This is a genomic window from Luteimonas aestuarii (genome assembly GCF_004357985.1).
Classification (GTDB): Bacteria; Pseudomonadota; Gammaproteobacteria; order Xanthomonadales; family Xanthomonadaceae; genus Luteimonas; species Luteimonas aestuarii.
The window spans coordinates 38,093-64,073 of sequence record NZ_SMTF01000018.1; the positions used below are offsets into that span (position 1 = coordinate 38,093).

The 25,981-nt window shown below is 69.3% G+C and carries 20 protein-coding genes and 1 pseudogene; 17 read left to right on the plus strand and 4 right to left on the minus strand.

From position 1 onward, the window contains the following. Positions 1–38 precede the first annotated feature (38 nt). The 14 genes from mraZ to lpxC all read left to right on the plus strand — a co-directional run bounded on the left by mraZ (position 39) and on the right by lpxC (position 15,926). The gene (gene mraZ, locus E2F46_RS15715; protein WP_207949613.1) at positions 39–503 is read left to right on the plus strand and encodes a division/cell wall cluster transcriptional repressor MraZ; all 465 of its coding nucleotides are present in this window, start codon (positions 39–41) and stop codon (positions 501–503) included. Further along, positions 500–1,453 (plus strand): 16S rRNA (cytosine(1402)-N(4))-methyltransferase RsmH, encoded by a 954-nt coding sequence (rsmH, locus tag E2F46_RS15720; RefSeq protein WP_279512690.1) that lies wholly within the window; start codon positions 500–502, stop codon positions 1,451–1,453. Before mraZ ends, rsmH begins: the two co-directional genes overlap by 4 nt. Beyond that, positions 1,450–1,716, plus strand: a complete 267-nt coding sequence (gene ftsL / locus E2F46_RS15725) for a cell division protein FtsL (RefSeq protein WP_133323533.1) — start codon at positions 1,450–1,452, stop codon at positions 1,714–1,716. Before rsmH ends, ftsL begins: the two co-directional genes overlap by 4 nt. Then, a complete protein-coding gene (locus E2F46_RS15730) occupies positions 1,713–3,560 on the plus strand; it encodes a peptidoglycan D,D-transpeptidase FtsI family protein (RefSeq protein WP_133323534.1) in 1,848 nt (615 codons plus the stop codon). The genes ftsL and E2F46_RS15730 overlap by 4 nt, the downstream gene beginning before the upstream one ends. Next, complete coding sequence (locus tag E2F46_RS15735; RefSeq protein WP_133323535.1) at positions 3,557–5,059, plus strand: UDP-N-acetylmuramoyl-L-alanyl-D-glutamate--2,6-diaminopimelate ligase; 1,503 nt, start codon at positions 3,557–3,559, stop codon at positions 5,057–5,059. Before E2F46_RS15730 ends, E2F46_RS15735 begins: the two co-directional genes overlap by 4 nt. Next, positions 5,056–6,435, plus strand: a complete 1,380-nt coding sequence (locus E2F46_RS15740; RefSeq protein WP_133323536.1) for a UDP-N-acetylmuramoyl-tripeptide--D-alanyl-D-alanine ligase — start codon at positions 5,056–5,058, stop codon at positions 6,433–6,435. Before E2F46_RS15735 ends, E2F46_RS15740 begins: the two co-directional genes overlap by 4 nt. Continuing rightward, positions 6,425–7,510, plus strand: a complete 1,086-nt coding sequence (gene mraY / locus E2F46_RS15745; protein WP_133323537.1) for a phospho-N-acetylmuramoyl-pentapeptide-transferase — start codon at positions 6,425–6,427, stop codon at positions 7,508–7,510. Before E2F46_RS15740 ends, mraY begins: the two co-directional genes overlap by 11 nt. Further along, the gene (gene ftsW / locus E2F46_RS15750) at positions 7,510–8,832 is read left to right on the plus strand and encodes a putative lipid II flippase FtsW (RefSeq protein WP_133323538.1); all 1,323 of its coding nucleotides are present in this window, start codon (positions 7,510–7,512) and stop codon (positions 8,830–8,832) included. Before mraY ends, ftsW begins: the two co-directional genes overlap by 1 nt. Then, positions 8,829–10,277, plus strand: coding sequence for a UDP-N-acetylmuramate--L-alanine ligase (gene murC, locus E2F46_RS15755; RefSeq protein WP_133323539.1), 1,449 nt, complete (start codon positions 8,829–8,831; stop codon positions 10,275–10,277). Before ftsW ends, murC begins: the two co-directional genes overlap by 4 nt. Next, a complete protein-coding gene (locus tag E2F46_RS15760; protein WP_133323540.1) occupies positions 10,274–11,236 on the plus strand; it encodes a D-alanine--D-alanine ligase in 963 nt (320 codons plus the stop codon). The genes murC and E2F46_RS15760 overlap by 4 nt, the downstream gene beginning before the upstream one ends. Then, positions 11,233–12,096, plus strand: coding sequence for a cell division protein FtsQ/DivIB (locus tag E2F46_RS15765; RefSeq protein WP_243720473.1), 864 nt, complete (start codon positions 11,233–11,235; stop codon positions 12,094–12,096). The genes E2F46_RS15760 and E2F46_RS15765 overlap by 4 nt, the downstream gene beginning before the upstream one ends. Continuing rightward, the gene (gene ftsA / locus E2F46_RS15770) at positions 12,093–13,328 is read left to right on the plus strand and encodes a cell division protein FtsA (RefSeq protein ID WP_133323541.1); all 1,236 of its coding nucleotides are present in this window, start codon (positions 12,093–12,095) and stop codon (positions 13,326–13,328) included. The genes E2F46_RS15765 and ftsA overlap by 4 nt, the downstream gene beginning before the upstream one ends. 146 nt (positions 13,329–13,474) lie before the next feature. Beyond that, complete coding sequence (gene ftsZ, locus E2F46_RS15775; RefSeq protein ID WP_133323542.1) at positions 13,475–14,731, plus strand: cell division protein FtsZ; 1,257 nt, start codon at positions 13,475–13,477, stop codon at positions 14,729–14,731. A gap of 286 nt (positions 14,732–15,017) precedes the next feature. Beyond that, positions 15,018–15,926 (plus strand): UDP-3-O-acyl-N-acetylglucosamine deacetylase, encoded by a 909-nt coding sequence (gene lpxC / locus E2F46_RS15780; RefSeq protein ID WP_133323543.1) that lies wholly within the window; start codon positions 15,018–15,020, stop codon positions 15,924–15,926. A 247-nt stretch (positions 15,927–16,173) separates the two neighbouring features. Here the strand turns inward: lpxC and E2F46_RS15785 are convergent. Further along, positions 16,174–16,629: pseudogene (locus E2F46_RS15785) on the minus strand (DciA family protein); the annotation flags it as partial. 15 nt (positions 16,630–16,644) lie between these two features. Between E2F46_RS15785 and E2F46_RS15790 the strand changes: the two are divergent. The 3 genes from E2F46_RS15790 to E2F46_RS15800 all read left to right on the plus strand — a co-directional run bounded on the left by E2F46_RS15790 (position 16,645) and on the right by E2F46_RS15800 (position 22,064). Next, complete coding sequence (locus E2F46_RS15790) at positions 16,645–17,559, plus strand: M23 family metallopeptidase (protein ID WP_133323545.1); 915 nt, start codon at positions 16,645–16,647, stop codon at positions 17,557–17,559. Between the two features lie 711 nt (positions 17,560–18,270). Beyond that, positions 18,271–21,003, plus strand: a complete 2,733-nt coding sequence (gene secA, locus E2F46_RS15795; RefSeq protein ID WP_133323546.1) for a preprotein translocase subunit SecA — start codon at positions 18,271–18,273, stop codon at positions 21,001–21,003. A 62-nt stretch (positions 21,004–21,065) separates the two neighbouring features. Further along, positions 21,066–22,064: a Nudix family hydrolase gene (locus tag E2F46_RS15800; protein WP_133323547.1), complete on the plus strand. Its 999-nt coding sequence runs from the start codon at positions 21,066–21,068 to the stop codon at positions 22,062–22,064. Between the two features lie 215 nt (positions 22,065–22,279). Here E2F46_RS15800 and coaE read toward each other — a convergent pair whose 3' ends face one another. From coaE to E2F46_RS15815, 3 genes are all read right to left on the minus strand, one after another. Continuing rightward, positions 22,280–22,921 (minus strand): dephospho-CoA kinase, encoded by a 642-nt coding sequence (gene coaE, locus E2F46_RS15805; protein ID WP_133323548.1) that lies wholly within the window; start codon positions 22,919–22,921, stop codon positions 22,280–22,282. A gap of 294 nt (positions 22,922–23,215) precedes the next feature. After that, complete coding sequence (locus E2F46_RS15810; protein WP_133323549.1) at positions 23,216–24,076, minus strand: prepilin peptidase; 861 nt, start codon at positions 24,074–24,076, stop codon at positions 23,216–23,218. Between the two features lie 101 nt (positions 24,077–24,177). Next, on the minus strand, positions 24,178–25,443 hold the full coding sequence (locus tag E2F46_RS15815) for a type II secretion system F family protein (protein WP_133323550.1): 1,266 nt from the start codon (positions 25,441–25,443) through the stop codon (positions 24,178–24,180). Positions 25,444–25,981: the final 538 nt, after the last annotated feature.

Here is a 25,981-nt window from a genome sequence, read left to right on the forward strand (position 1 = left end):
ATGTGGTTTTCCTTGGCTGAAGCCCGCCAAAGACGGGCATGACCGGGCAGAGTTGCGTGTTCCAGGGCGAGACCGCCATCACCATCGATGACAAGGGCCGGCTGGCGATCCCGACCAGTTACCGGGATGTCGTCGCGCAGGCGTGTGGAAACCGGCTGGTCCTCACCTACAACCCGTTCGAGTCCGGCAGCCTCTACCTGTATCCGCAGGAGGTCTGGGAGCGCGTCCGCGACCAGGTCAACGCCCTGCCGCGGACCAAGAGCGTCAGCCGCACCCTGCAGCTGAAGCTGGTCGGCGCGGCGACCTTCCTGGAGCCCGACGGCAGCGGTCGCATCGGCATCCCGGCCAGCCATCGCAACACCGTCGGCATCGAGAAGAAGGCGGTGCTGGTGGGCATGGGTGACAAGTTCGAACTGTGGAGCGAGCAGGCGCACCTGGCGCAGATCCGGCAGACGCTGGACGACGCAGACCTGGGTGACGCGCTGGTGGACCTGCAGTTGTGACCGGCGGCGGCGCGGAACCCCGGTCCGCGCACCTTCCGGTGATGTTTCCGCAGGTCATGGAAGGGCTGCGTGTGGTGCAGGACGGAACGTATCTCGATGGCACGTTCGGGCGCGGCGGACACGCGCGCGGGGTGCTGCAACGGTTGGGCGCAGGAGGCCGACTGCTGCTGATGGACAAGGATCCCGAAGCGATCGCCGTGGCCGGACGCGAGTTCGGTGCGGATGCGCGCGTGGCGATCCAGCGCGGCAGCTTCGCCGACCTTGCGCAGTGGGATGCGGTGCGGGCCGGGCTCGACGGGGTGCTGTTCGACCTGGGCGTGTCGTCGCCGCAGCTCGACGTGGCCGAGCGCGGCTTCAGCTTCGGCAAGGATGGTCCGCTGGACATGCGCATGGATCCGGACGCCGGCGAAAGCGCGGCGCAGTGGCTGGCGCGCGCCGACGAGCGCGAGATCGCCGACGTGCTGTGGACCTACGGCGAGGAGCGCATGAGCCGGCGCATCGCGCGCGCCATCGTCGCGCGCCGCGCCATCGAGCCGTTCACCCGCACCGCCGACCTGGCCGCGGTGATCGCGACCGCCATGCCGCGCGGCAAGTCAGACATCCATCCCGCGACGCGCTCGTTCCAGGCGATCCGCATCCATGTCAATCGCGAACTCGAGGATCTCGAGCGCGGCCTGGCCGCGGCCCATGACGCGCTCAAGCCGGGCGGCCGGCTCACGGTGATCAGCTTCCATTCGCTGGAGGACCGCATCGTCAAGCGCTTCATCGCCGGGCGTGCCAAGGCGCCGCCGGCCAACCGCCGCCTGCCCGAAACCACCGGCTTCGTGCCGACGCTGCGCGCCATCGGCGACGCCAGCAAGGCGGCGGCCGATGAGCTTGCCGGCAACCCGCGCGCGCGCAGTGCGGTGCTGCGCGTGGCCGAGAAGCTGCCCGTCGGGGCGACCGCATGACGCTGCGCCTGGCCATCGCCGTCCTGGTCATCGCCAACGTGCTGTCGGCGATCGGCGTGGCGCACGCGCGCCACCAACACCGGCAGTCCTACGTTGAACTCACCCGGTTGGAGCGCGCGCGCGACGAACTCAACATCGAGTTCGGGCGCCTGCAGCTGGAGCAGGCCACCTGGGCCGAGAGCAACCGCATCGACCAGGTCGCGCGCCAGAAGCTGGGCATGAAGTTCCCCGGCACCGACGAAACCGTGGTGGTGCGGCCATGAAGTTCATCCGCACCTCCGGCACCGCCAAGAAGCCGCGGCCACGCGCGCACTTCGACCTGCGCGGCCGGCTGATGCTGGTCGGCGGCGCGCTGGCGCTGTGCTCGGTGGTGCTGGTGGGCCGCGCGGTGGACCTGCAGCTGATCGACAACGCCTTCTACCAGCGCCAGGCCGATGCGCGCTTCCTGCGCGAAGTGCCCATCCCGACCTCGCGCGGCATGATCACCGACCGCAACGGCGAGCCGCTGGCGGTGTCGTCGCCGGTGGAGTCGCTTTGGCTCAACCCGCAGCAACTGGCCGACGACGCGGCGGCGCTGGCGCGCCTGGCCGAGGCGACCGACCTGCCGCTGGACTACCTGACGCGGCAGGTGTCGCAATACAAGGACAAGGAGTTCATGTACGTGCCGCGCCATCGCCGGATCAATCCGTCGGCGGCGCAGAAGATCATCGCGCTGGGCATCCCCGGCGTGTTCTCGCAGCGCGAATTCCGCCGCTTCTACCCGCAGGGCGAGGCGGTCGCGCACGTGCTGGGCTTCACCAACATCGACGACCGCGGCCAGGAAGGCATCGAGCTGGCGTTCGACGAATGGCTCAGCGGCACGCCCGGCGCGCAGAAGGTGATCCGCGACCGCCAGGGGCGCATCGTCGAGCACGTCGACCTGCTGCGCGCCGCCGAGCCGGGCAAGGACCTGACGCTCAGCATCGATCGCCGCATCCAGTTCCTGGCCTATCGCGAACTGCGCAGCGCGCTGCTGGAAAGCGGCGCGGGCAGCGGCTCGGCGGTGATCCTGGACGTGGCCACCGGTGAAGTGCTGGCGATGGCCAACCTGCCTTCGTACAACAACAACCGCATCAGTGGCAGCGGTCGCGACACCTACCGCAACCGCGCGGTGACCGACCTGCTGGAGCCGGGCTCGACGATGAAGCCGCTGACCGTCGCGGCCGGACTCGAAGCGGGCAAGATCACGCCGTCCACGCGCTTCGACACCAGCCCAGGCTGGATCCCCAACGGACGCTTCCGTACCACGGACTTCCGCAACTACGGCGTGCTCGACACCACCGGCATCATCACCAAGAGCTCGAACGTCGGCGTGTCGAAGATCGTGCACATGCTGCCCGACCGCGAGTTCGACGCGTTCCTGCGCCGCTTCGGCTTCGGCCGCAGCACCGGCAGCGGGTTCCCGGGCGAAGCGGCGGGGCTGTTCCCCGACTACACGCGCTGGAGCGGCACCACCAAGCAGACCCTGTCCTACGGCTACAGCGTGTCGGTCACGCCGCTGCAGATCGCGCGCGCGTACGCAGCGCTGGGCAACGGCGGCGTGGCGGTCACGCCGACGTTCGTGAAGGGTCATGTCGGCGAATCCGAACGGGTGCTCGACGAGCAGGTCGCGGGGCAGGTGATGCGGATGATGCAGACCGTCACCGAGCCGGGCGGCACCGCGACGCGCGCCGCGGTGCTGGGTTACCACGTGGCCGGCAAGACCGGCACCGCGCGGCGGTCCGCAGGCGGTGGTTACGAGCGGCGCTACATCGCCTACTTCGCCGGCCTGGTGCCGGTGGACAACCCGCGCTTCTCGATGGTGGTGGTGATCAACGACCCCGATCCCACGCGCGGTGGCTCCACCTACGGCGGCGGCTTCGTCTCGGCGCCGGTGTTCGCGCGGGTGATGGAAGGCGCGCTGCGGCTGATGGACGTGCCGCCGGACGACATCGACACCTGGCTTGCCGCGCAGTCCGCGGCCGAGGCGCGGCGCGCGCGCAACACGCCGCAGGTCGCGGCCCGCGCCACGCCGACTGCCGCCGCGCCGGCGTCATTGCCGCAGCCGCTGCAGGAGCTGGCGCCATGACCCGCGCGATGCTGCTGCGCGACCTGTTGCCGGACGTGGCCACGGTGCCGCCATCACTGGCGATCCATGGCCTGGTCCTGGACAGCCGCGCCGTGCGCAAGGGCGACGCCTTCGTTGCCATCGGCGGCTTCGGCACGCACGGCCTGCATTTCACCGACCAGGCGAAAGCCGCCGGCGCCAGCGCCATCCTGTTCGAACCCCCGGTGCCGGGCGACGTGCCCGCGGCACCGGTGGACGCCATTGCCGTGCCCGGACTGCGCGCGCGCATGGGCGCGATGGCCGACACCTTCCACGGCCAGCCGTCGGCGGCGATGGCCACCGTCGGCGTCACCGGCACCAACGGCAAGACCTCCACCGTGCAGTTGCTCGGCCAGGCGTGGACGTTGCGCGGCACCACGGCCGGCACCATCGGCACCCTGGGCGCCGGCCTGTACGGCGACGCGCGCCCGACCGGCTTCACCACGCCGCTGGTGCTGCAGATGCATGCATTGCTGGCGGAACTGCGCGACGCCGGCGCCGCTGCGGTGGCGATGGAAGTCAGCTCGCACGCACTCGACCAGGGTCGCGTGGATGGCGTGCACTTCCGCGTCGGCGTGTTCACCAACCTCACCCGCGACCACCTCGATTACCACGGCGACATGGCGTCGTATGGCGCGGCGAAGGAAAAGCTGTTCGGCTGGCCGGGCCTGCAGGCGGCGGTGGTGAACACCGACGACAGCTTCGGACGCGCGCTGTTCGCGCGACTGCCGGTCGCATTGCAGGCCATCGCCACGAGCGCCCGCGGCGACGCGGATGCAACCGTCCGCGCGCTGGACGTGGTGCTGGACGGCGATGGCATCGGCTTCACGCTTGCCATCGCAGGCGACGCGCATCCGGTGCGCTCCTCGCTGCTGGGCCGCTTCAACGTCGACAACCTGCTGGCGGTGGCCGGCGTGCTGCACGCCTCAGGCGAAACGCCTGCAACCATCGCCGGCACGCTGTCGGCGCTCCAGCCCATCGCCGGGCGCATGAACCGGCTGGGCGGCGGCGCGGGGCAGCCGGTGGTGGTGGTGGATTACGCGCACACGCCCGACGCGCTGGAGCAGGCGCTGTCCAGCCTGCGCGCGCACGTGCGTGGTCGCCTGGCCTGCGTGTTCGGCTGCGGCGGCGACCGCGATCGCGGCAAACGTCCGCAAATGGCGGCCATCGCCGAGCGTCTTGCCGACACGGTGGTGGTGACCGACGACAACCCGCGCCACGAGGATGGCGATGCCATCGTGGCCGACATCCTGTCCGGGTTCGACGATGCCGCGCGCGTGCGCGTGCAGCGCGACCGTGCGGCCGCGATCACCGATGCCATCGCCGGCTGCGGCGAGGGCGACATCGTGCTGGTCGCCGGCAAGGGACACGAGTCCTACCAGGAAGTACGTGGCGTGCGCCACGAGTTCGACGACACCGTGGTGGCGCGTGCTGCGCTGGGTGGCGCCGCCATGCAGGACGGCGCGGGAGGGCGGGCATGAAGCCGCTGCCGCTCTCGCGCATCGCGCAATGGACCAATGGCCGGCTGGCCGGCAGCGACGACGTGCTGATCGACGCGGTCGCCACCGACACCCGCAAGCTCGATGCCAGCGACGGCCGTGCCGCGCTGTTCATCGCCTTGAAGGGGCCGAACTTCGATGGCCACGACCATGTCGCCGCCGCCGCCGAGCTGGGCGCGCGTGCCGCGCTGGTGTCGCGGCAGCTCGACATCGCGTTGCCGCAAGTGGTGGTGGCGAATACCGAACAAGCGCTTGGCTCGCTGGCGGCGGCGCTGCAGCATGGCCGCAGCGGCAAGGTGGTCGGCATCACCGGCAGCAACGGCAAGACCACGGTCAAGCAGCTGGCCCACGCCATCCTTCGCCTGGCCGGCAAGGCGTTCGCCAATCCCGGCAACCTCAACAACGAGATCGGCCTGCCGCTGTCGGTGATCGACGCGCCCGACGACGCCGACTACGCCATCTACGAGATGGGTGCCGGCAAGCGCGGCGACATCGCCTACCTCACCGCCATCGCGCGGCCGGACGTGGCGCTGGTGAACAACGTCGCACCGGCGCACCTGGAGCGGATGCAGAGCCTGCTCGGCATCGCCGAGACCAAGGGCGCGATCCACGATGCGCTGCCGCCCGGCGGTACCGCGGTGATCAATGCCGACGACGCCTTCGCGCCGTACTTCGCCGAGCGAGCGCACGGCCACCGCCTGCTGCGCTTCGGCCTGGAGGCGACGGCCGATGTCAGCGCGCGCGACATCGTGCTCGATGACGACGCTGCGCGCTTCACGCTGTCGGCGCCGCGGGGAGAAGTCGCCGTGCGATTGCCGCTGCCCGGCCGTCACAACGTCGGCAACGCACTCGCGGCGGCATGCATCGCGCTTGCGCTCGACGTGTCGCTGGCGACGATCGCCGAAGGGCTGTCGACGATGCAGCCGGTCGCGGGTCGGCTGGTGCGCCATCGCCTGCCCGGTGGCGCCACGCTGATCGACGACAGTTACAACGCCAACCCGGGCTCGCTCAATGCCGCCATCGACACGCTGGCCGCGGCCAGTGGCGAGAACTGGCTGGTGCTGGGCGACATGCGCGAGCTGGGCGACGACGCCGAAGCGCTGCACGCCGAGGCCGGGCGCCGCGCGAAGGCCGCAGGCATCGCCAGGCTGTTCGCGTTGGGTCCGCTGAGCAAGGCCGCCGTGGCCGCGTTCGGCGAAGGCGGCCGCCATTTCGAAGACCACGATGCGCTCGCCATCGCGTTGCGCACCCAGCTGCACGCCACCGTGCGGGTGTTGGTGAAGGGGTCGCGCGGCAGTGCGATGGATCGCGTGGTCGCCGCATTGTTGCCGCAAGAGGGGGAATCGGATGCTGCTTGAACTCACCCGCTGGCTGCAGCAGCTCGAGGGCCTGTTCGGCCTGTTCGGTTACCTCACGTTCCGCGGCATCCTCGCCGCGTTGACCGCACTGTTCCTCGCGCTGTGGTGGGGCCCGGCCGTGATCCGCCGCCTCGGCCAGCTCAAGGGCGGCCAGCCGATCCGCCAGGACGGCCCGCAGACGCACTTCTCCAAGGCCGGTACGCCGACCATGGGCGGCGCGCTGATCCTGTTCACCGTGTTCGCCTCGGTACTGCTGTGGGGCGATTTGCGCAACAAGTACGTGTGGGTGGTGCTGGCGGTGATGGTGGCGTTCGGCGCCATCGGCTGGTACGACGACTGGATCAAGATCGTCAAGCGCGACCCGAACGGCCTGAAGTCGCGCTGGAAGTACCTGCTGCAGTCGGTGTTCGGCCTGGCCGCCGGCCTGTACCTGTACTACAGCGCCGATACCGCGACCCTCACCACGTTCTACATCCCGCTGTTCAAGACCGTGGCGCTGCCGCTGGGCGGGCTGGCCTTCGTCGCCATCGCCTACTTCTGGATCGTCGGTTTCTCCAACGCGGTCAACCTCACCGACGGACTGGACGGCCTGGCGATCATGCCAACGGTGCTGGTGGCATGCGCGCTCGGCATCTTTGCGTACGCCTCGGGCCACGCCGAGTTCGCGCGTTACCTGCAGATCCCGCCGGTGCCCGGCGCGGGTGAGCTGGTGATCATCTGCGCGGCCATCGCCGGCGCGGGCCTTGGCTTCCTGTGGTTCAACACCTATCCGGCGATGGTGTTCATGGGCGACATCGGCGCGCTGGCGCTGGGTGCGGTGCTGGGCACGGTGGCGGTGATCGTGCGCCAGGAACTGGTGCTGGTGATCATGGGCGGCATCTTCGTCATCGAGACGCTCTCGGTGATGATCCAGGTCGCGTCGTTCAAGCTCACCGGCAAGCGCGTGTTCCGGATGGCGCCCATCCACCACCACTTCGAACTCAAGGGTTGGCCGGAGCCCCGCGTGATCGTGCGCTTCTGGATCATCTCGGTGATCCTGGTGCTGGTCGGGCTGGCCACGTTGAAGGTGCGCTGATGGACGCCCACGCACGCCAGGCCACGCGACTCGATGCCATCCAGGGCCGCTTCGACCCGTGGCTGCTCGGCCTGATGGTCGCGCTGGCCGCGTTCGGCGTGGCGATGGTGGGCTCCAGTTCGATCGCGGTGGGCGAGGGACTCGGGGTGGGGCCGTTCCACTTCGTGGTGCGCCACGCGGTCTTCCTCGCACTGGGCGTCGCGATGTGCCTCGTGGTGATGCGCACCGAGCTCAAGACCATCGAGCGCTATCCGCAGGCGCTGCTGATCGCATGCGCCGTGCTGCTGCTGCTGGTGTTCGTGCCGGGCCTGGGGCATACCGTCAACGGCGCGCGGCGCTGGATCAACCTGGGCGTGTCCAACTTCCAGGTGGTCGAGGCGGTCAAGGTGATCTACCTCGTGTGGCTGGCCAGCTACCTCGTGCGCTTCCGCGACGAAGTCAACGCGACCTGGGGCGCCATGTTCAAGCCGATCGGCGTGGCCATCGTGCTGGTCGGCCTGCTGTTGATGCAGCCCGACTTCGGATCGGCGACGATGCTGCTGGCGGTGACCATCGGCATGCTGGTACTCGGCGGCGGGCACCTGAAGCGGATGATGCTGCCGGTGCTCGCCATGCTGCCCGCACTGGTGGCGCTCGCCGTCCTGGAGCCCTACCGGTTCCGCCGCATCGTCTCGTTCACCAATCCCTGGGAAGACCAACTGGGCGCCGGCTACCAGTTGAGCAATGCGCTGATGGCGATCGGCCGCGGCGAGTTCAGCGGCGTCGGCTTCGGCGCATCGATCCAGAAGCTCAACTACCTGCCCGAGGCGCACACCGACTTCATCTTCGCGGTGATCGGCGAGGAGCTCGGCTTCCTCGGCCTGTTCGCGGTGATCCTGCTGTTCTCGCTGCTGGTCGGCCGCGCGCTGTGGGTCGGCCTGAAGTGCGTGGAGATGCGCCGCCATTTCGCCGGCTACGTCGCATTCGGCGTGGCGCTGATGGTCGGCCTGCAGGCGCTGGTGTCGATGGGCGTGAACCTCGGGCTGCTGCCGACCAAGGGCCTGACCCTGCCACTGATTTCGTCCGGTGGTTCCAGCGTGATGATGACCTGCGTGGCGATGGGCCTGCTGCTGCGCGTGTCGTACGAGCTCGACCGCGCCCAGCGCCAGGTCGCGCGCCTGCGTGGCGAAGCGGTGCAGCTGCCGGCGGGCGACATCCCGCCGACGTCGCAACCGCTGCCGCCCACGCCGTCCGCGCCAGTGCCGCCGTCGTCGTCCGTGCGCGGCACCAGTCGCCTGCGCCAACGCGTCGAACCCGTCTTCGGCAGCGGGAGGCCGGTATGATCCGCCGCCTGCACGACACCGCCGCCACGACGAAGGAAGACTTCGCCAAGGCATACTCGCGCGTGCATTTCGTGGGCATCGGCGGCGCCGGCATGAGCGGTATCGCGGAAGTGCTGTGCACGCTGGGCTACCAGGTGTCCGGTTCCGACACCGCCGACAGCGCGACCACGCGCCGGCTGGCGTCGCTGGGTGCGCTGGTGCACCGCGGCCACACCGCCGCCAACGTGCTCGGCACCGACTGCGTGGTCGTGTCCAGTGCCATCAAACCCGACAACCCGGAGCTGATGGAGGCACGCGCGCAGCGCATCCCCATCGTGCCGCGTGCCGAGATGCTGGCCGAACTGATGCGCTTCCGCCGCGGCATCGCGGTGGCCGGCACGCACGGCAAGACCACCACCACCTCGCTGACCGCCAGCGTGCTGGCCGAGGGCGGGCTGGACCCGACCTTCGTCATCGGCGGGCAGCTGCTGGCCGCGGGCGCCAATGCGCGCCTGGGCAGCGGCGACTGGCTGGTGGCCGAGGCCGACGAAAGCGACGGCAGCTTCCTGCGTCTGAACCCGCTGGTGGCCATCGTCACCAACATCGATGCCGACCATCTGGAAAACTACGGTGGCGACTTCGCGCGCGTGCAGGCGGCGTTCTCCGAATTCCTGCATCGGCTGCCGTTCTACGGCCTGGCCGTGCTGTGCATCGACGATCCGGAAGTCGCGGCGCTGGCCGAAGGCATGCCGCGCCACGTGATGACCTACGGGTTCAGCGCGGATGCCGACGTGCGTGCGGAAGACGTCTCGCAACAGGGTGCGGCGATGCAGTTCACGCTGTGCCTGCCCGATGGGTCGCGCACGCCGGCCATGCTGGCGCTGCCGGGGCGCCACAACGTGCAGAACGCGCTGGCGGCCGCGACCATCGGCTGGCAGCTGGGCGTGGCGCCTGCCGCCATCGCGGACGCGCTGGGCAAGTTCCAGGGGATCGGCCGTCGTTTCAACCTGCTGTCCGAACTGCGCACGCCGCAGGGCGCGACCGTGCAACTGGTGGACGACTACGGCCACCACCCGCGCGAACTCGCCGCGGTGTTCGCCGCTGCGCGTGGCGGCTGGCCCGACCGTCGCCTCGTGGTCGCGTTCCAGCCACACCGCTATTCGCGCACCCGCGACCAGTTCGATGATTTCGCCGGCGTGCTGTCCGAGGTCGACGCGCTGGTGCTGACCGAGGTGTATCCCGCGGGCGAAGCCCCGATCGCCGGCGCCGACTCGAAGGCGCTGGCACGCGCCATTCGCGCGCGCGGCCGCATCGATCCGGTCGTGGTCAATGCCGTGGGCGAACTCGCGGGCGTGCTGCCGGACGTGCTGCAGGACGGCGACCTGCTGCTGATGATGGGGGCCGGCGACATCGGCCAGGCCGTGCAGCAGCTGGCACGCGATGGGTTCACGGAGGCCGCGCGATGAACGCCAGCGCCGTGCCCGCGCCACGCTACGACGACCCGGCCGTGTTCGGGCGCGTCGGCGTGCTGATGGGTGGCACCAGCACCGAGCGCGCGGTGTCGCTGGAATCGGGTAACGGCGTGCTGGAGGCGTTGCGGTCGCGCGGCGTGGATGCGCATGCGGTCGACGGCATCCCGGCGCTGGTCGACGAAGTCCGCGCCGGCAAGCTCGATCGCGTGTTCAACATCCTCCACGGCAATCGCGGCGGTGGCGAGGACGGCGTGGTGCAGGGCCTGCTGCAGGCGTTGGGCGTGCCGTACACCGGCCCGGGCGTGCTGGGCTCGGCGCTGACCATGGACAAGATCCGTACCAAGCAGGTGTGGATCGCGTCGGGCCTGCCGACGCCGCGCTTCCAGCGCATCGCCACGCGCGGCGACGTCCGCGCCGCGGTGCAGGCGCTGGGGCTGCCGGTGTTCGTCAAGCCGTCCAGCGAAGGCTCCAGCGTGGGCGTGTTCCGCATCCTCGCGGAGGCGGACATCGCCGCCGCCGAAGCATTCGCGCGCGACTACGACGGCGAACTGCTGGCCGAGCAGATGGTGCAGGGCGGGGAATACACCGTCGCCATCCTCGGCGATCTCGCGCTGCCGTCGATCCGCATCGTGCCGGCCGGCGAGTGGTACGACTACCACGCCAAGTACCACGCCGACGACACGCAGTACCTGTGCCCCGGCATGGAAGGCGAGGACGAAACCGCGATCCGCGCGCTGGCGCTCGAGGCCTTCCGCGCCGCCGGCTGCAGCGGCTGGGGTCGTGTCGATTTCATGTGCGACCGCGACCGCGGCCCGCAGCTGATCGAGGTCAACACCGCGCCGGGCATGACCAGCCATTCACTGGTGCCCAAGGCCGCCGCGCAGCTCGGCATCGATTACGCCGACCTGTGCTGGCGCGTGCTGGAACAAACGCTGCCGGGGGATGCCGCATGAGTCCCGCGCTGCGCCGTTCGCTGAAAGTCGCCACCTGGATGCTGGCGCTGGCCATGGTCGCGCTGCCGGTGGTGGCCGTGGTCAACGGCTGGATCGGCAGCGACCGCTGGCCGCTGCGCACGCTGCGCGTCAACGACGGGCTGGAGCGCGTGGACCAGGCGCGCCTGCGCGAAACCCTGCTGCCGTACGCGCAGCGCGGCTTCTTCGCGGTGCCGCTGGCCGACGCGCGCATGGCGGTCGAGCGCCTGCCTTGGGTCGAGCGCGTGGAAGTGCGCAAGCGCTGGCCCGACGTGCTGGAAGTGCGCATCGAAGAGCATCGCCCGTTCGCGCGCTGGGGCGAGGACCGCCTGTTGTCCGAGCAGGGCCGACTGTTCCCGGTCGATGGCATCGACGTGCCGCAGGGGCTGCCGCTGCTGCACGGCCCGGACGCGCGCACCGACGACGTGGTCGCGCTCTACAACGAGTCGCGTGCCCTGTTCGCGGCCAGCGGCTTCGACGTGCGCAGCGTGACGATGGATCCGCGCGGCAGTTGGTCGCTGCGCCTGGCCAACGGTACCGACGTGGTCATCGGCAGCCAGGAGGCGCGCCTGCGCGTACGCCGCTTCGCGCGGATGCTGCCGCACCTGCTGGCGCGCAACCCGCTGCCGCTGCAGCGCGCCGACCTGCGCTACACGAATGGCTTCGCGCTGACGTGGGGCGCCGCCATTCCCGATCTTCCGCAGGCGGCAGGGGGCAGGAGCGACGGCATGGCCTTCGTGCGGCCGGCCGAGTCCCGGATCGCGCGCGCGCTGGACGCACCCTCACTCCAACCCTCTTCCGAAGGCGGAAGCGGGGGCAAGACATCGCAGGAAACCGCATGAACCGCAAAGGCGACAAGGCCCTCATCGTCGGACTCGACATCGGCACCTCCAAGGTGGTGGCGCTGGTCGGCGAGTACTCGCCGGGCAATCCGATCGAGGTCATCGGCATCGGCAGCCACGAATCGCGCGGGCTCAAGCGCGGCGTGGTGGTGGATATCGAATCGACCGTGCAGTCGATCCAGCGCGCCATCGAGGAAGCCGAGCTGATGGCCGGCTGCGAGATCCGCAGCGTGTACGCCTCCATCTCCGGCAACCACGTGCAGTGCCGCAACTCCAACGGCATCGTGCCGATCCGCGACGGCGAAGTGACCTGGTCCGATCTCGACCGCGTGCTGGATGCGGCCAAGGCCGTGGCCATCCCCGCCGACCAGCGCATCCTGCACGCCATCCCGCGCGAGTACGTGCTGGACGACTCGCAGGAAGGCATCCGCAACCCGGTGGGCATGACCGGCGTGCGCCTGGAAGTGCAGGCGCACCTCGTCGTGTGCGCGCAGTCCGCCGCGGCCAACATCAGCAAGTGCGTGCAACGCTGCGGCCTGTCGATCGACGACCTGGTGCTGTCGTCGCTGGCGTCCAGCACCGCGGTGCTGACCGGCGACGAGCGCGAGCTGGGCGTGGTGCTGGTGGACATGGGCGCGGGCACCACGGACCTGGCGGTATTCGTGCATGGCGCGATCTGCCACACCGCGTCGCTGCCCATCGCCGGCGACAAGGTCACCGAGGACATCGCGCACATGCTGCGCACGCCCACGCCCGAGGCCGAGCAGATCAAGGTGCGCTACGCCTGCGCACTGGCGCAGCTGGCCACGTCGGAAGAATCGATCCAGGTGCCGTCGGTCGGCGATCGACCGCCGCGGCGGCTGCCGCGCCAGTCGCTGGCGCAGGCGGTGCAGGCGCGCTACGAGGAAATCTTCGAAATGGTGCAGGCCGAGCTGCGCCGTTCCGGCTTCGAGCAGCACGTGCGCGCCGGCATGGTGCTGACCGGCGGCGCCTCGAAGATGGAAGGCGTGGTCGAACTGGCCGAGGAAATGCTGCAGATGCCGGTGCGGGTGGGCATCCCGCAGCACGTCACCGGCCTGGGCGAAGTGGTCAACAACCCGGTGCATGCCACCGGCGTCGGCCTGCTGCTGATGGGCAGCCAGATCGAACACCCGCGCCGTCCGTCGATCCCCACGGGTCGCGCGGGCAGCGTGTTCAAGAAACTCAAGACCTGGTTCAACGGCGAGTTCTGACCGTGCGCACCGGGCAGCGGGCAAGGGCAGGAAGGGAAGGGCGGATCAGACCACGCAAGGCACGACGACGAAGCGCGTCACGCGACATTGGCAACACCCCGGCAATCGAAGCAACACATAAATAACTACATCGAGAGGACATGGACATGGCGCATTTCGAACTGGTGGAAAAGATGGCTCCGAACGCCGTCATCAAGGTGGTCGGCGTGGGCGGCGGCGGCGGTAACGCGGTCGCGCACATGGTCGGCAGCAGCGTCGACGGGGTGGAATTCATCACCGCCAACACCGACGCGCAGGCGATCAAGAATTGCGGTGCGAAGCTGCAGCTGCAGCTGGGCACCAACGTCACCAAGGGCCTGGGTGCAGGCGCGAATCCCGAGGTCGGCCGGCAGGCCGCGCTGGAGGACCGCGAGATCATCATGGATGCGCTGCAGGGCGCCGACATGGTGTTCATCACCGCGGGCATGGGTGGCGGCACCGGCACCGGCGCCGCGCCGGTGGTGGCGCAGCTGGCGAAGGAGATGGGCATCCTGACCGTCGCCGTCGTCACCAAGCCGTTCCCGTTCGAAGGTCGCCGCCGCATGCAGGTGGCGCTGAAGGGCATCGAGGACCTGTCGCAGCACTGCGATTCGCTGATCACCATCCCCAACGAGAAGCTGATCACCGTGCTGGGCCGCAACGCGACCATGGTGCAGGCCTTCCGCGCCGCCAACGACGTGCTGCTGGGCGCGGTGCAGGGCATCGCCGACCTGATCGTGCGTCCCGGCCTGATCAACGTCGACTTCGCCGACGTGCGCACCGTCATGTCCGAGATGGGCCTGGCGATGATGGGCACCGGCCACGCCAAGGGCGACGACCGCGCCCAGGCCGCGGCGGAATCGGCGATCCAGAACCCGCTGCTGGACGACGTCAACCTGGCCGGCGCCAACGGCATCCTGGTCAACATCACCGCCGGTCCGGATTTCACGATGAGCGAGTTCGACGAAGTCGGCCGCACCGTCGAGAACTTCGCCAGCGAGGACGCGACCATCGTCATCGGCACCGTGCTCGACCCCGACATGCAGGACGAAGTGCGCGTCACCGTCGTGGCCACCGGCCTCAACCGCGCCGCGGCGCGTCCGTCGGTGCGCGGTGGCAGCGACTTCGGCAGCACCGAAGCCGTGCGCCAGCGTCCGCAGGTGCAGCTGATCAGCAGCCAGGGCAAGCGCGACGGCACCACCGGCATGCTGATCGACGACGTCACCGATGCCTACACCCCCGGCAGCAACATCGCCGCCAGCCTGCGTGGCCGCAGCAGCGCCGCCGCCGAGCCGGCGGCAGCGGCCGCCCCGGCCGTGGCGGACTTCGGTGCGGACAGCAGCTACCTGGACATCCCGGCGTTTCTGCGCCGCCAGGCGGACTGACGTCCCTGTAACACAGCAATAGCCCCTCCCCCGTTTACGGGGGAGGGCTGGGGTGGGGGCAAGTCCGTCGAGTCGTCGCCCCCATCCCGACCTTCCGCCGCGGGTGCGGGGGAAGGCGCAGAGCGTCACCACCATGTCTCTTTGCCGCCGGGCTCCACCGGCCCGGCGGCTTTCTGGGTACTGATCCCCGACAGGGGCGCTTTCGTTCATATTCAGGCCCGCCGGTGATAATCTGGCCCGTCGTTCCGTGGGTGGGACGGCCAGCCTTCCGAGGACTCCATCGCCGATGCCCCAGCAACGCACCATCAAGAACGAGATCCGCGCGACGGGCGTTGGCCTGCACAGCGGCGAGAAGGTGTTCCTGACGTTGCGCCCGGCCTCGCCGGACACCGGCATCGTGTTCCGTCGCGTCGACCTGGACCCGGTGGTCGAGATCCCCGCCTCCGGCGAACTGGTCAGCGAGACCACCCTGTGCACCGGCCTGACCTGCGATGGCGCCAAGGTGCAGACCGTCGAGCACCTGATGTCGGCACTGGCCGGCCTGGGCATCGACAACCTCTACGTGGACCTGTCCGCACCCGAAGTGCCGATCATGGACGGCTCCTCCGGTCCGTTCGTGTTCCTGTTGCAGTCGGCCGGCGTGGTCGAGCAGGCGGCGCCCAAGCGCTTCATCCGCATCAAGCGCCCGGTCGAGGTGCGTGAGGGCGACAAGATCGCCCGCTTCGAGCCCTACGACGGCTACCGCCTCAGTTTCACCATCGACTTCAACCACCCGTCCATCCCCAGCTCGCAGTCCGAGGCGGCGGTGGAGTTCTCCACCGACAACTACATCCGCGAAGTCAGCCGTGCGCGCACCTTCGGCTTCATGCGCGACCTGGAATACATGCGCGAGCGCAACCTCGGCCTCGGCGGCTCGATGGACAACGCCATCGTGCTGGACGAATTCCGCGTGCTCAACGAAGACGGCCTGCGCTACGCCGACGAGTTCGTGCGCCACAAGATCCTCGATGCCGTGGGCGACCTGTATCTCGCCGGGCGTCCCGTGCTGGGCGCCTTCCATGGCCACAAGTCGGGCCACGCGCTGAACAACAAGCTGGTGCGCGCCTTGCTGGCCGACCGGTCCGCGTGGGAAGAGGTCACGTTCCCGCAGACCGCGCCGTCGCCCGTCGCCTACGGGGTCCCCGTCGCCGCCTGAATGCGGTGTGCGTCGCAAATCCTTGATTCGTAAAGAATTGCTTTACGGTCAAAAATCGTGACCCCAGTCACGGATTAACGCCGCCATCGCCCCGCGAGGACGGCGAACTAGCATTCCGTTAACTTCCGCCGCGCCCCTGGCCGTTAGGATGCGCCGTCCGTGACGGGTCGCCGGGGCCACCTGCCGCCCCGTCCGGACGAGGTCCCGCCTGCCCATCGTCGCCTCCACCGGAGGTGTCCGGGGATGCGAGGGATGCCAGCGCCGCGCGCAGGGCCTTGCCCTCGACGGTCGATGTCGTCCCGCGTTGCGCAGGTGTCCCGGACGCGTTGGCGGCATTCGCACGCCATGTCGGCCGGGTCGTCGTCCTGACGACGAGGTCCGTCACTTCCAGCCCGATGGAGCGGGCAGCGTCGACCAGACCCGGAGCGGCCATGCGCAACCTGGCATGCCACACCGGCGAATCGACGAGGTACACCAGGCGCTGCCCATCCACGTTCGCCAGCCGCGCATGCGCGGCGACGCCCCTGGGCAGCAGCGGCTGGAGCCGACGATCGAGTGCGTCTAGCCACAAGGCGCGACGGACGGGATCGCCGGACTGTCCCGACAACAGCGCATCCAGCGCCGGCGTCGGGACGCACGACCGCTCCGCATCCCCGGCAGGACGCCCGGACCCTTTCGAACGTTTCGACGGAACATCAGACATCGCATGACTGTACATATGAAACACCTCCACGGCATGTCCGACTGGATGCACCGCCATGCCACGCAGCTGGCCACCCGCTGCCGCAGCCTCGCCATCGCCAAGCCCGTCTCCAGCGCCATCGTGCTGATGGCCGCCGGCATGCTGGTCGCCGCGGCCATGGGCAGCGCCGGCACGCTGCGCCTGCAGGCCACGCTGGCCGAGCAGGACGCCCGCCTCGACGAGACCCGCCGCGAGGCGCAGCGCGAACTCAACGCGCTGGCGGCGCGCCTGGGCGAACTGCAGGCGCAGGCCAACCGCCTCAACGCCTTGGGCGACCGCCTGACCCGCGTCGCCAAGCTGGGCGACGGCGAATTCGACTTCAACCGCCCGGTGGGCGTGGGTGGCGCCGATGCGCCGCGCGACATCGCCGCCAGTGAACTGCGCGACGGACTGGCCGGCATCGACCAGGACTTCCAGCGTTCCGGAAGCCAGCTTTCGGTGCTCGACGCGCTGCTGTTCGATCAGGAGCTGGTGCGCAACGCCATGCCTTCGCGCGCGCCGGTCGCGAACAGCTTCATCACCTCCGGCTACGGCCATCGCGCCGATCCGTTCGGCGGCGGCAGCCAGTACCACCGCGGCATCGATTTCGACGCCCGCACCGGCGACCCGGTGATGACCGTCGCCGACGGCGTGGTCAGCTATTCGGGCTGGCGCTCGGGCTACGGCAACACCGTCGAGGTGGACCACGGCAACGGCTTCGTCACCCGCTACGCGCACAACTCGCGCAACACGGTGAAGGTGGGCGACCTGGTGCGTGCCGGCCACGAGATCGCCAAGGCCGGTTCCACCGGGCGCTCCACCGGCGCACACGTGCATTTCGAAGTCTGGGAAAACGGCCGCGTGCACAACCCGCGCAAGTTCCTCGGCGAGATCGGCGCGAAGCGGATGTGATCGCTCCGGGCCCATCCCCCGCGACGCGGAGGGAGGGCACGGCCACGCCCTCGCGCACTCACGACGCGCTCCCTCACCCGCGGCGCGCCCCCGACTTGCTCCCTCCCCCGCAGCGCAGGGGAGGGTTGGGGTGGGGGCCCGTGCCGTCGCCGCGAATTTGATCAAGACTGAAACGCCCCCTCCCGGCCTCCCCCCGCTGCGCGGAGGGAGGGGCATGGTTTTCGACTCACTGCGCCCGCGATGTGCTCCCTCCCCCGCAATGCGGGGGAGGGTTGGGGTGGGGGGCGTGCCGTCGCGGCGCAATTGATCGAGACTGAAACACCCCTCCCGGCCTCCCCCCGCTGCGCGCAGGGAGGGGCATGGTTTTCGACTCACTGCGCCCGCGATGTGCTCCCTCCCCCGCGATGCGGGGGAGGATTGGGGTGGGGGGGCGTGCCGTCGCGGCGCAATTGATCGAGACTGAAACGCCCCTCCCGGCCTCCCCGCGCTGCGCGGAGGGAGGGACAAGGTTTTCGATGCACTGCGCCCGTGATTCACCTGCGCGGCGCGACGACAGCAGCCTCCCCCGCGCCATGGCGGGCCTTGCAAAGCCCGCGCCCCGCCACCACGGTACAATGCGCGTTGCCACAGAAAAGGGCGCCTGAGCGCCCTTTTTCATTGCCGGGCCCCCGCGGGGCGCGCCCGGCCCCCGTCACAGTATCCGGTAAGCCCATGCTCAATCGCCTGCTCACCAGCGTCTTCGGTAGCCGCAACGACCGCTTCGTCAAGCAACTCGGCGGCGTCGTCAAGAAGATCAATGCCTTCGAACCCCAGATGCAGGCGTTGTCCGACGCCGAGCTGCAGGCCAAGACTCCCGAGTTCAAGGAGCGCATCGCCAAGGGCGAGTCGCTGGACAAGGTGCTGCCCGAAGCCTTCGCCGTCTGCCGCGAGGCCAGCGTGCGTGTACTGGGACTGCGCCACTACGACGTGCAGCTGGTCGGTGGCATGGTGCTGCACATGGGCAAGATCGCCGAGATGCGCACCGGCGAAGGCAAGACCTTGGTCGCCACGCTGCCGTGCTACCTGAATGCGCTGGAAGGCAAGGGCGTCCACGTCGTCACCGTGAACGACTACCTCGCCCGCCGCGACGCCGCGCAGATGGGCAAGCTGTACAACTGGCTGGGCCTCAGCGTGGGCGTGGTCTACCCGGGCATGCAGCATTCCGACAAGCACGCCGCCTACGGCGCCGACATCACCTACGGCACCAACAACGAATTCGGCTTCGACTACCTGCGCGACAACATGGCCATGTCGAAGCAGGACCGCTTCCAGCGCGGCCTGCACTACGCCATCGTCGACGAGGTCGACTCCATCCTGATCGACGAAGCGCGCACGCCGCTGATCATCTCAGGCCCCGCCGACGATTCGCCGGACCTGTACATCAAGGTCAACCGCCTGGTGCCGCAGTTCACCCGCCAGGCCGCCGAGGACGGCGAGGGCGACTACTGGGTGGACGAGAAGGGCAAGCAGGTGCACCTGTCCGAAGCCGGGCAGGAGCTCGCCGAGGAGCTGTTGCGCAAGGCCGGCATCATCGGCGAGGACGACGGCCTGTACGCGCCCCACAACATCCACGTGGTGCACCACCTCAACGCCGCGCTGCGCGCGCACGCCATCTACCAGCGCGACGACCACTACATCGTGCGCGATGGCGAGGTCATCATCGTCGACGAGTTCACCGGCCGCACGCTGCCGGGCCGGCGCTGGTCCGACGGCCTGCACCAGGCGGTGGAGGCGAAGGAAGGCGTGCCGGTGCAGCGCGAGAACCAGACCCTGGCCAGCATCACCTTCCAGAACCTGTTCCGCATGTACGGCAAGCTCTCGGGCATGACCGGCACCGCCGATACCGAGGCGTTCGAGTTCAACAGCATCTACAACCTGGAAGTGGTGGTCATCCCCACCCACCGCCCGATGATCCGCGTGGATCACTCCGATGCCGTGTTCCTCAACCGCAACGGCAAGTTCCGCGCCGTCGCGCGCGAGATCAAGGACGCCTACGGCCGTGGCCAGCCGGTGCTGGTGGGCACCACGTCCATCGAAGTGTCCGAACTGCTGTCCAAGTTCCTGCGCGACGAGAAGATCCCGCACGAAGTGCTCAACGCCAAGCAGCACGAGCGCGAGGCGCAGATCGTCGCCAATGCCGGCCGCCCGCAGGCGGTCACCATCGCCACCAACATGGCCGGCCGCGGTACCGACATCGTGCTGGGCGGTTCGCTGGACGCCGAACTGGCCGAACTGGGCGAGGACGCCAGCGAGGCCGACAAGGCCCGCGTGCGCAGCGAGTGGCAGAAGCGCCATGACGCCGTGGTCGCCGCCGGCGGCCTGCACATCCTGGGCACCGAACGCCACGAATCGCGCCGCATCGACAACCAGCTGCGCGGCCGCTCCGGCCGCCAGGGCGACCCGGGTTCCAGCCGCTTCTACCTGTCGCTGGAAGACAACCTGATGCGCATCTTCGCCGCCGACTGGGTGCAGAAGGTGATGGCGCGCATGGGCCTGCAGGAAGACGACATCATCGAAAGCCCGCTGGTGTCGAAGCAGATCGCCAACGCGCAGCGCAAGGTCGAAGCGCACAACTTCGACATCCGCAAGAACCTGCTGGACTTCGACGACGTCAACAACGACCAGCGCAAGGTGATCTACGGCCAGCGCGACGAACTGCTCGACGCCGACAGCGTGCAGGACAACATCGAAGGCATCCGCGGCGACGTGGTGGCCGAGCTGATCGAGCGTTACGTGCCGGCCGAATCGATCCACGACATGTGGGACCTGCAGGGCCTCGATGCCACGCTGGAGCAGGAATACGGCGTGCGCGCCGACGTGCAGGGCCTGGTGGAGCGGGGCACCGACGTGGATGCCGACGAAATCGCGCGCCACGTGCACGCCGCGGTCGACAAGACCTTCGCCGACAAGGAAGCCTCGGTGGGCGGGGACACCATGCGCATGCTGGAAAAGCACATCATGCTCAACGTGCTCGACCAGAACTGGAAGGAGCACCTGGGGCGCATGGACTACCTGCGCCAGGGCATCCACCTGCGCGGCTACGCGCAGAAGCAGCCCAAGCAGGAGTACAAGAAGGAAGCCTTCGCGCTGTTCAGCGAGATGCTGGACAAGGTGAAGCGCGAGGTGGTCACCCTGCTGGCGCGGGTGCGCATCCGCACCGAGGAAGAAATCGCCGCGATGGAAGCGCAGGAGCGCGCGCAGGCCGAGGCCAAGCTGCGCCAGGCGCAGTTCCAGCACGAAAGCGCCGGCGGCTACAGCGCCGACGAGGAAGCCGCACAACCCGACTACCAGCAGCAGGGCCCGCGCACGCCGGTGGTCCGCGACGGCCCCAAGGTGGGCCGTAACGACCCGTGCCCCTGCGGCAGCGGCAAGAAGTACAAGCACTGCCATGGGCAGTTGTCCTGACGAACCGCTCCCTCCCCCGCAACGCGGGGGAGGGTTGGGGTGGGGGTAAGCCGGAACCCGGCATGTCGGACTCCGCCCGCCCCCCTCCCAACCTCCCCCCGCGTGAGCGGAGGGAGGGGCACAGGACCGTCCACGTCGCCGCCGGCGTGATCACCGACCCGCGCGGCCGCATCCTGCTGGCGCGCCGCACCGAAGGCCGTGACCTCGCCGGCTTGTGGGAATTCCCCGGCGGCAAGGTCGAACCCGGTGAAACCCCCGAAGCCGCGCTCGCCCGCGAACTGCACGAGGAGCTCGGCATCGACATCGACGTCGGCGCCGCCCTGATCAACGTGCCGCAGGCGTATCCCGGCAAGCGCCTGCAGCTCGACGTGCGCCACGTCGCCGCCTGGCGCGGCACCCCGAAGGGGCGCGAAGGGCAGGCGCTGGCCTGGGTGGCACCCGACAAGCTGGCCCGCTACCCCATGCCACCCGCCGACGTGCCCGTGGTGGGCGCGTTGCTGCAGCCCGACCGCTATCTGGTCACGCCATCGCCCGGTGACGATGACGCAGCCTGGTGCGCGCAGTTCGATGCCGCGCTGGCCGCAGGCATCCGCCGCGTGCAGTTCCGCGTGCATGGCGTGGATGCCGATCGCCGGCGCGCGCTGTTCGCGCATGCGCACGCGCGCTGTCGCAAGGCGGGCGCCGGACTGCTGGTCAATGGCGATGCCGCACTGGCGCAGGCGTCCGGCGTTGGCCTGCACCTGCGTGCGGCGCAACTGCGCGCGTTCGATGCGCGCCCGGTGGCCGACGACGTGACGCTGGCCGCCTCGTGCCATGACGACGAAGACCTGGCGCTGGCGCAGGCGCTGGGCTGCGATTTCGTCGTGCTGGGCCCGGTGGCGGAGACCGCCAGCCATCCGGGGCAGGCGGGCATCGGCTGGGCGCGTTTCGCGGAGATGCGCGAGCGCACATCGTTGCCGATCTACGCGATCGGCGGGATGGGGCCGCAAGACATCGCCGTGGCACGGCGACATGGCGCGCAGGGCGTGGCGGCGATCCGGGGGCTCTGGTCGCGGCGGTGAGGGTGCATGGCGAAGCGATGTTGGAGGTGTCGCGTCTGGGCGTCCCCATCCCAGCCTTCCACCCGTGAAGGGCGCAATGCCCCGTAAACGGGGGACGGGGGCGGAGCCATGGAGAGGGTTGGGGAGTGAGGGCAAACAGCCGCCATCAAACTCCCATCCACCGCCGGGCTTTGCCCCCTCTCCCGTTTACGGGAGAGGGTTGGGGTGAGGGCGCTCTACCGCAACGCGGCCCCCGCCAGCGCCCGGTAGCGTGCATCCAGCGCGGCCACCTGCGCGTCCAGCGCGTCCAGCGTGCCGCTGTTGTCGATCACGTCGTCGGCAATCGCCAGCCGCTGCGCGCGCGTGGCCTGTGCCTCCAGCATTCCCTGCGCCAGCGCCATGTCGATGCCATCGCGGGCCAGTAGTCGCGCCACCTGCACGTCCACCGGCACGTCCACCACCGCGATGCGCTGCAGCCACGGGTATGCGTACAGCACGCCGGCACGATCGCGCTCGCGGCTGGCTTCGGCCAGCAGCGGAATCGCCGCCACGGCATACGGCCCCGGCGCGGCACGGCACTGCGCGCGCAAGGCGCGCCGCACGCGCGGGTGGATGATGGTTTCCAGCCGCTTGCGCGCCGCCGGGTCGGCGTAGATGCGGCGGCGCATCGCCGCGCGGTCCAGTGCGCCGCTTGCATCCAGCACGTCGTTGCCGAAGGTCGCCACCACCCGCGCCAGGCCTTCGCTGCCGATGGCCACCGCCTGGCGTGCGGCGATGTCGGCGTCGGCCACGGTCACGCCCAGCGCCTCGAAGCGCCGCGTCACCTCGCTCTTGCCCGACGCCACCCCGCCGGTCAGCCCCACCACGTAATCCGCCATGGCGCGATTGTGCCTGCTGCGACAGGCGGCGCCCATCGTGCGCGAGCGCCACCGCCGCGCCCGGCGCTGCGGGCGCAACTCCTCCACCGTCGCGCCAGCCACTGCCGGTCGTGGCCGGCGACGCCAGGACGGGATACGTCCCACGCCGTCACCCTTGCGAAGGCAAGCATCCGGCGGCGTTGCCCGCGATGCCTTGAGGTCCATGGGTCCCCGCCTTCGCGGGGATGACGGGGCTTCGCAGGCCGAACGCTGGCGGCTCGCAACCGCTGCCTGCGGCGGGGAGCGCCCGCGCAGCTACAGCCCGGCGAGACTCCGGTACCTGCCCAGCAGGTCCTCGCCCCACATGAACACGATCCACCCGGCGATGGCCAGGTACGGGCCGAACGGGATGGGCGTGGAATGGTCGCGGCCCTTGACCCGCAGGTAGATCAAGCCCACCACCGCGCCCACCACCGACGACAGCAGGATCGTCGGCAGGATGCCCTGCAGCCCGCACCACGCACCGATGGCCGCCAGCAGCTTGAAGTCGCCGTGGCCCATGCCTTCCTTGCCGGTGACCTGCTTGAACAGCCACCACACGCTCCACAGGCTGACATAGCCGGCAATCGCGCCCAGCAGGGCGGGCTTGGCCGGCATGTACAGGTCATCCAGCGCGGCGATCAGCCCCAGCCACATCAACGGCAACGTGAGCGAGTCCGGCAACAGCTGGGTGCGGAAGTCGATGCCCGCCAGCGCGATCAGGAAGCAGGTGAACAGCCCCGCGCCGAAGCCCTGCCAGCCGAAGCCGAAGCGCCATACGCAGGCCACCACCAGCAGCGCGGTCAGCAGTTCCACCAGGGGGTACTGCACCGAGATCGGCGCCTTGCAATTGCGGCACTTGCCGCGCAGCGCCAGCCAGCTGAACAGCGGGATGTTCTCGTACCACGACAGCTGGTGGCCGCAGTGCGGGCAGTGCGAGCGTTCCACCACGATGCCCGGCGGCGGCGGGTCGTACAGCTCCGGCTGTTCCAGCGCCTCGCGCGCGTCGCGCTTCCACTCCCACTCCATGCGCCGCGGCAGGCGCAGGATCACCACGTTGAGGAAGCTGCCCACCAGCAGCCCCATCGTGGCCACCAGCGGGTAGCCCAGTTCGGGATTGGTATCCAGGTACGCCATTCAATCCACCTGCAGCATCGTCGGTCCGGTCACGGGCACGCGCCTGCACGCGCGGTGGCGCGTGGTGGCGGCATCGCCCATTGTGCGCCCCGTGCGACGGATCAGCCCATCACCGTCATGGCGATCTTGAAGATCGGCAGGTACATCGCGATCACGATCGACCCCACCATCGTGCCGATGATCACCATGATGAAAGGCTCGATCAGGCTGGTGATGGCGTCCACCGAGTTGTTGACTTCCTGCTCGTAGAACTCGGCCACCTTGAACAGCATGGTGTCCAGCGCACCGGCCTCTTCGCCGATGGCGGTCATTTGCACCACCATGTTGGGGAACAGCCCCACCTGCTTCATCGCCACGTTCAGCGGAAAGCCCACCGACACGTCGTCGCGCATCTGGTGCACGGCGTTGGTGTACACCATGTTGCCGGTGGCGCCGGCCACGCTCTCCATGGCCTCCACCAGCGGCACGCCGGCCTTGAAGGTCACCGCCAGCGTGCGCGAGAAACGCGCAATGGACGAGTTGTGCAGCACTTGGCCCAGCACCGGGACCTTCAACAGCAGGCGGTCAACCGTGTGTTGCAGCTTGAGCGAACGCTTGAACATGAACATGAAAGCCGTGCTTGCGGCCAAGCCCACGAGCAGCAACGCCCACCACCACTTGACCAGCAGGTCGGAGAACCCGAATACCAATGAGGTGAACGCAGGGAGATCGGCGCCGAAACTGGCGAACTGCTCCTTGAAGATCGGCACCACGTAGACCATCAGCACGCCGCAGACCAGGATGGCCACGCCGATGATCGCCAGCGGGTAGAACATCGCCTTCTTGATCTTGCCCTTGATGGTTTCGATGTTCTCCTTGTAGTCGGCGATGGTCTCCAGCACTGTTTCCAGCGCACCCGAGGTCTCGCCCGCGCGCACCAGGTTGCGGAACAGCTCGTCGAACTGGACCGGGTGCTTGCTCATGGCCTCGTAGATCGACGAGCCGCCCTCGATGTCGAGGCGCAGCTCATCGATCATCTTCTTCATGCGCTGGTTCTTCTGGCCGTTGGCGATGATCTCCAGCGACATCACGATCGGCACGCCGGACTTCATCATCGTCGCGATCTGGCGCGCGAAGAGCGCGATGTCCTTCGACGTGATGGGCTTGCCGGTGCCGCCGAACAGCGGCTTGGGCTTGGGCTTCACCTTGTCGGGGGTGATGCCCTGGCGGCGCAGCTCGGCGCGCACCAGGTTCATGCTGCGCGCCTGGCTTTCGCCCTTCATCTTCTTGCCGCGCTTGTCGGTGCCTTCCCAGACGAAGGTGGGCAAGGTCACGCCATCGCGGACAGGCTTGGCGGCGGTCTTGGCGGCGGAACGTGTCACGGCCATGCAGTGTGCTCCCCTGGCCCGGACTCCCCATCCGGGCGAATTCCCTTGCATGGTAGCGGGTTACGGCACGAAGTGAAATTTATACCTGTGACGGCGCGCCGGGTTTGGCGCATGCGCGACACGCCACGACGCAGCGCCGGGCGCCTGCCGGCAACATCCACGGCTTGAGGGCGTGCAGCGCCCCTCTGCCGTTTACGGAAGAGGATTGGGGTGAGGGTGCGCGGCGAAGCGATGTTGGGTGTGTCGCGCCTGAGGCTCCGCATCCCGGCCTTCCGCTCTCGCCCCCTCCTCCGTTTACGGGGGAGGGCTGGGGTGGGGGTGTCTGGCGAAGCGATGTTGGGTGTGTCGCGCCTGAGGCTCCGCATCCCGGCCTTTCGCTCTCGCCCCCTCCTCCGTTTACGGGGGAGGGCTGGGGTGAGGGTGCGCGGTGAAGCGATGTCGGGTGTGTCGCGCCTGGGGCCCCGCATCCCTGCCTTCCGCTCTCGCCCCCTCCTCCGTTTACGGGGGAGGGCTGGGGTGGGGGTGTCTGGCGAAGCGA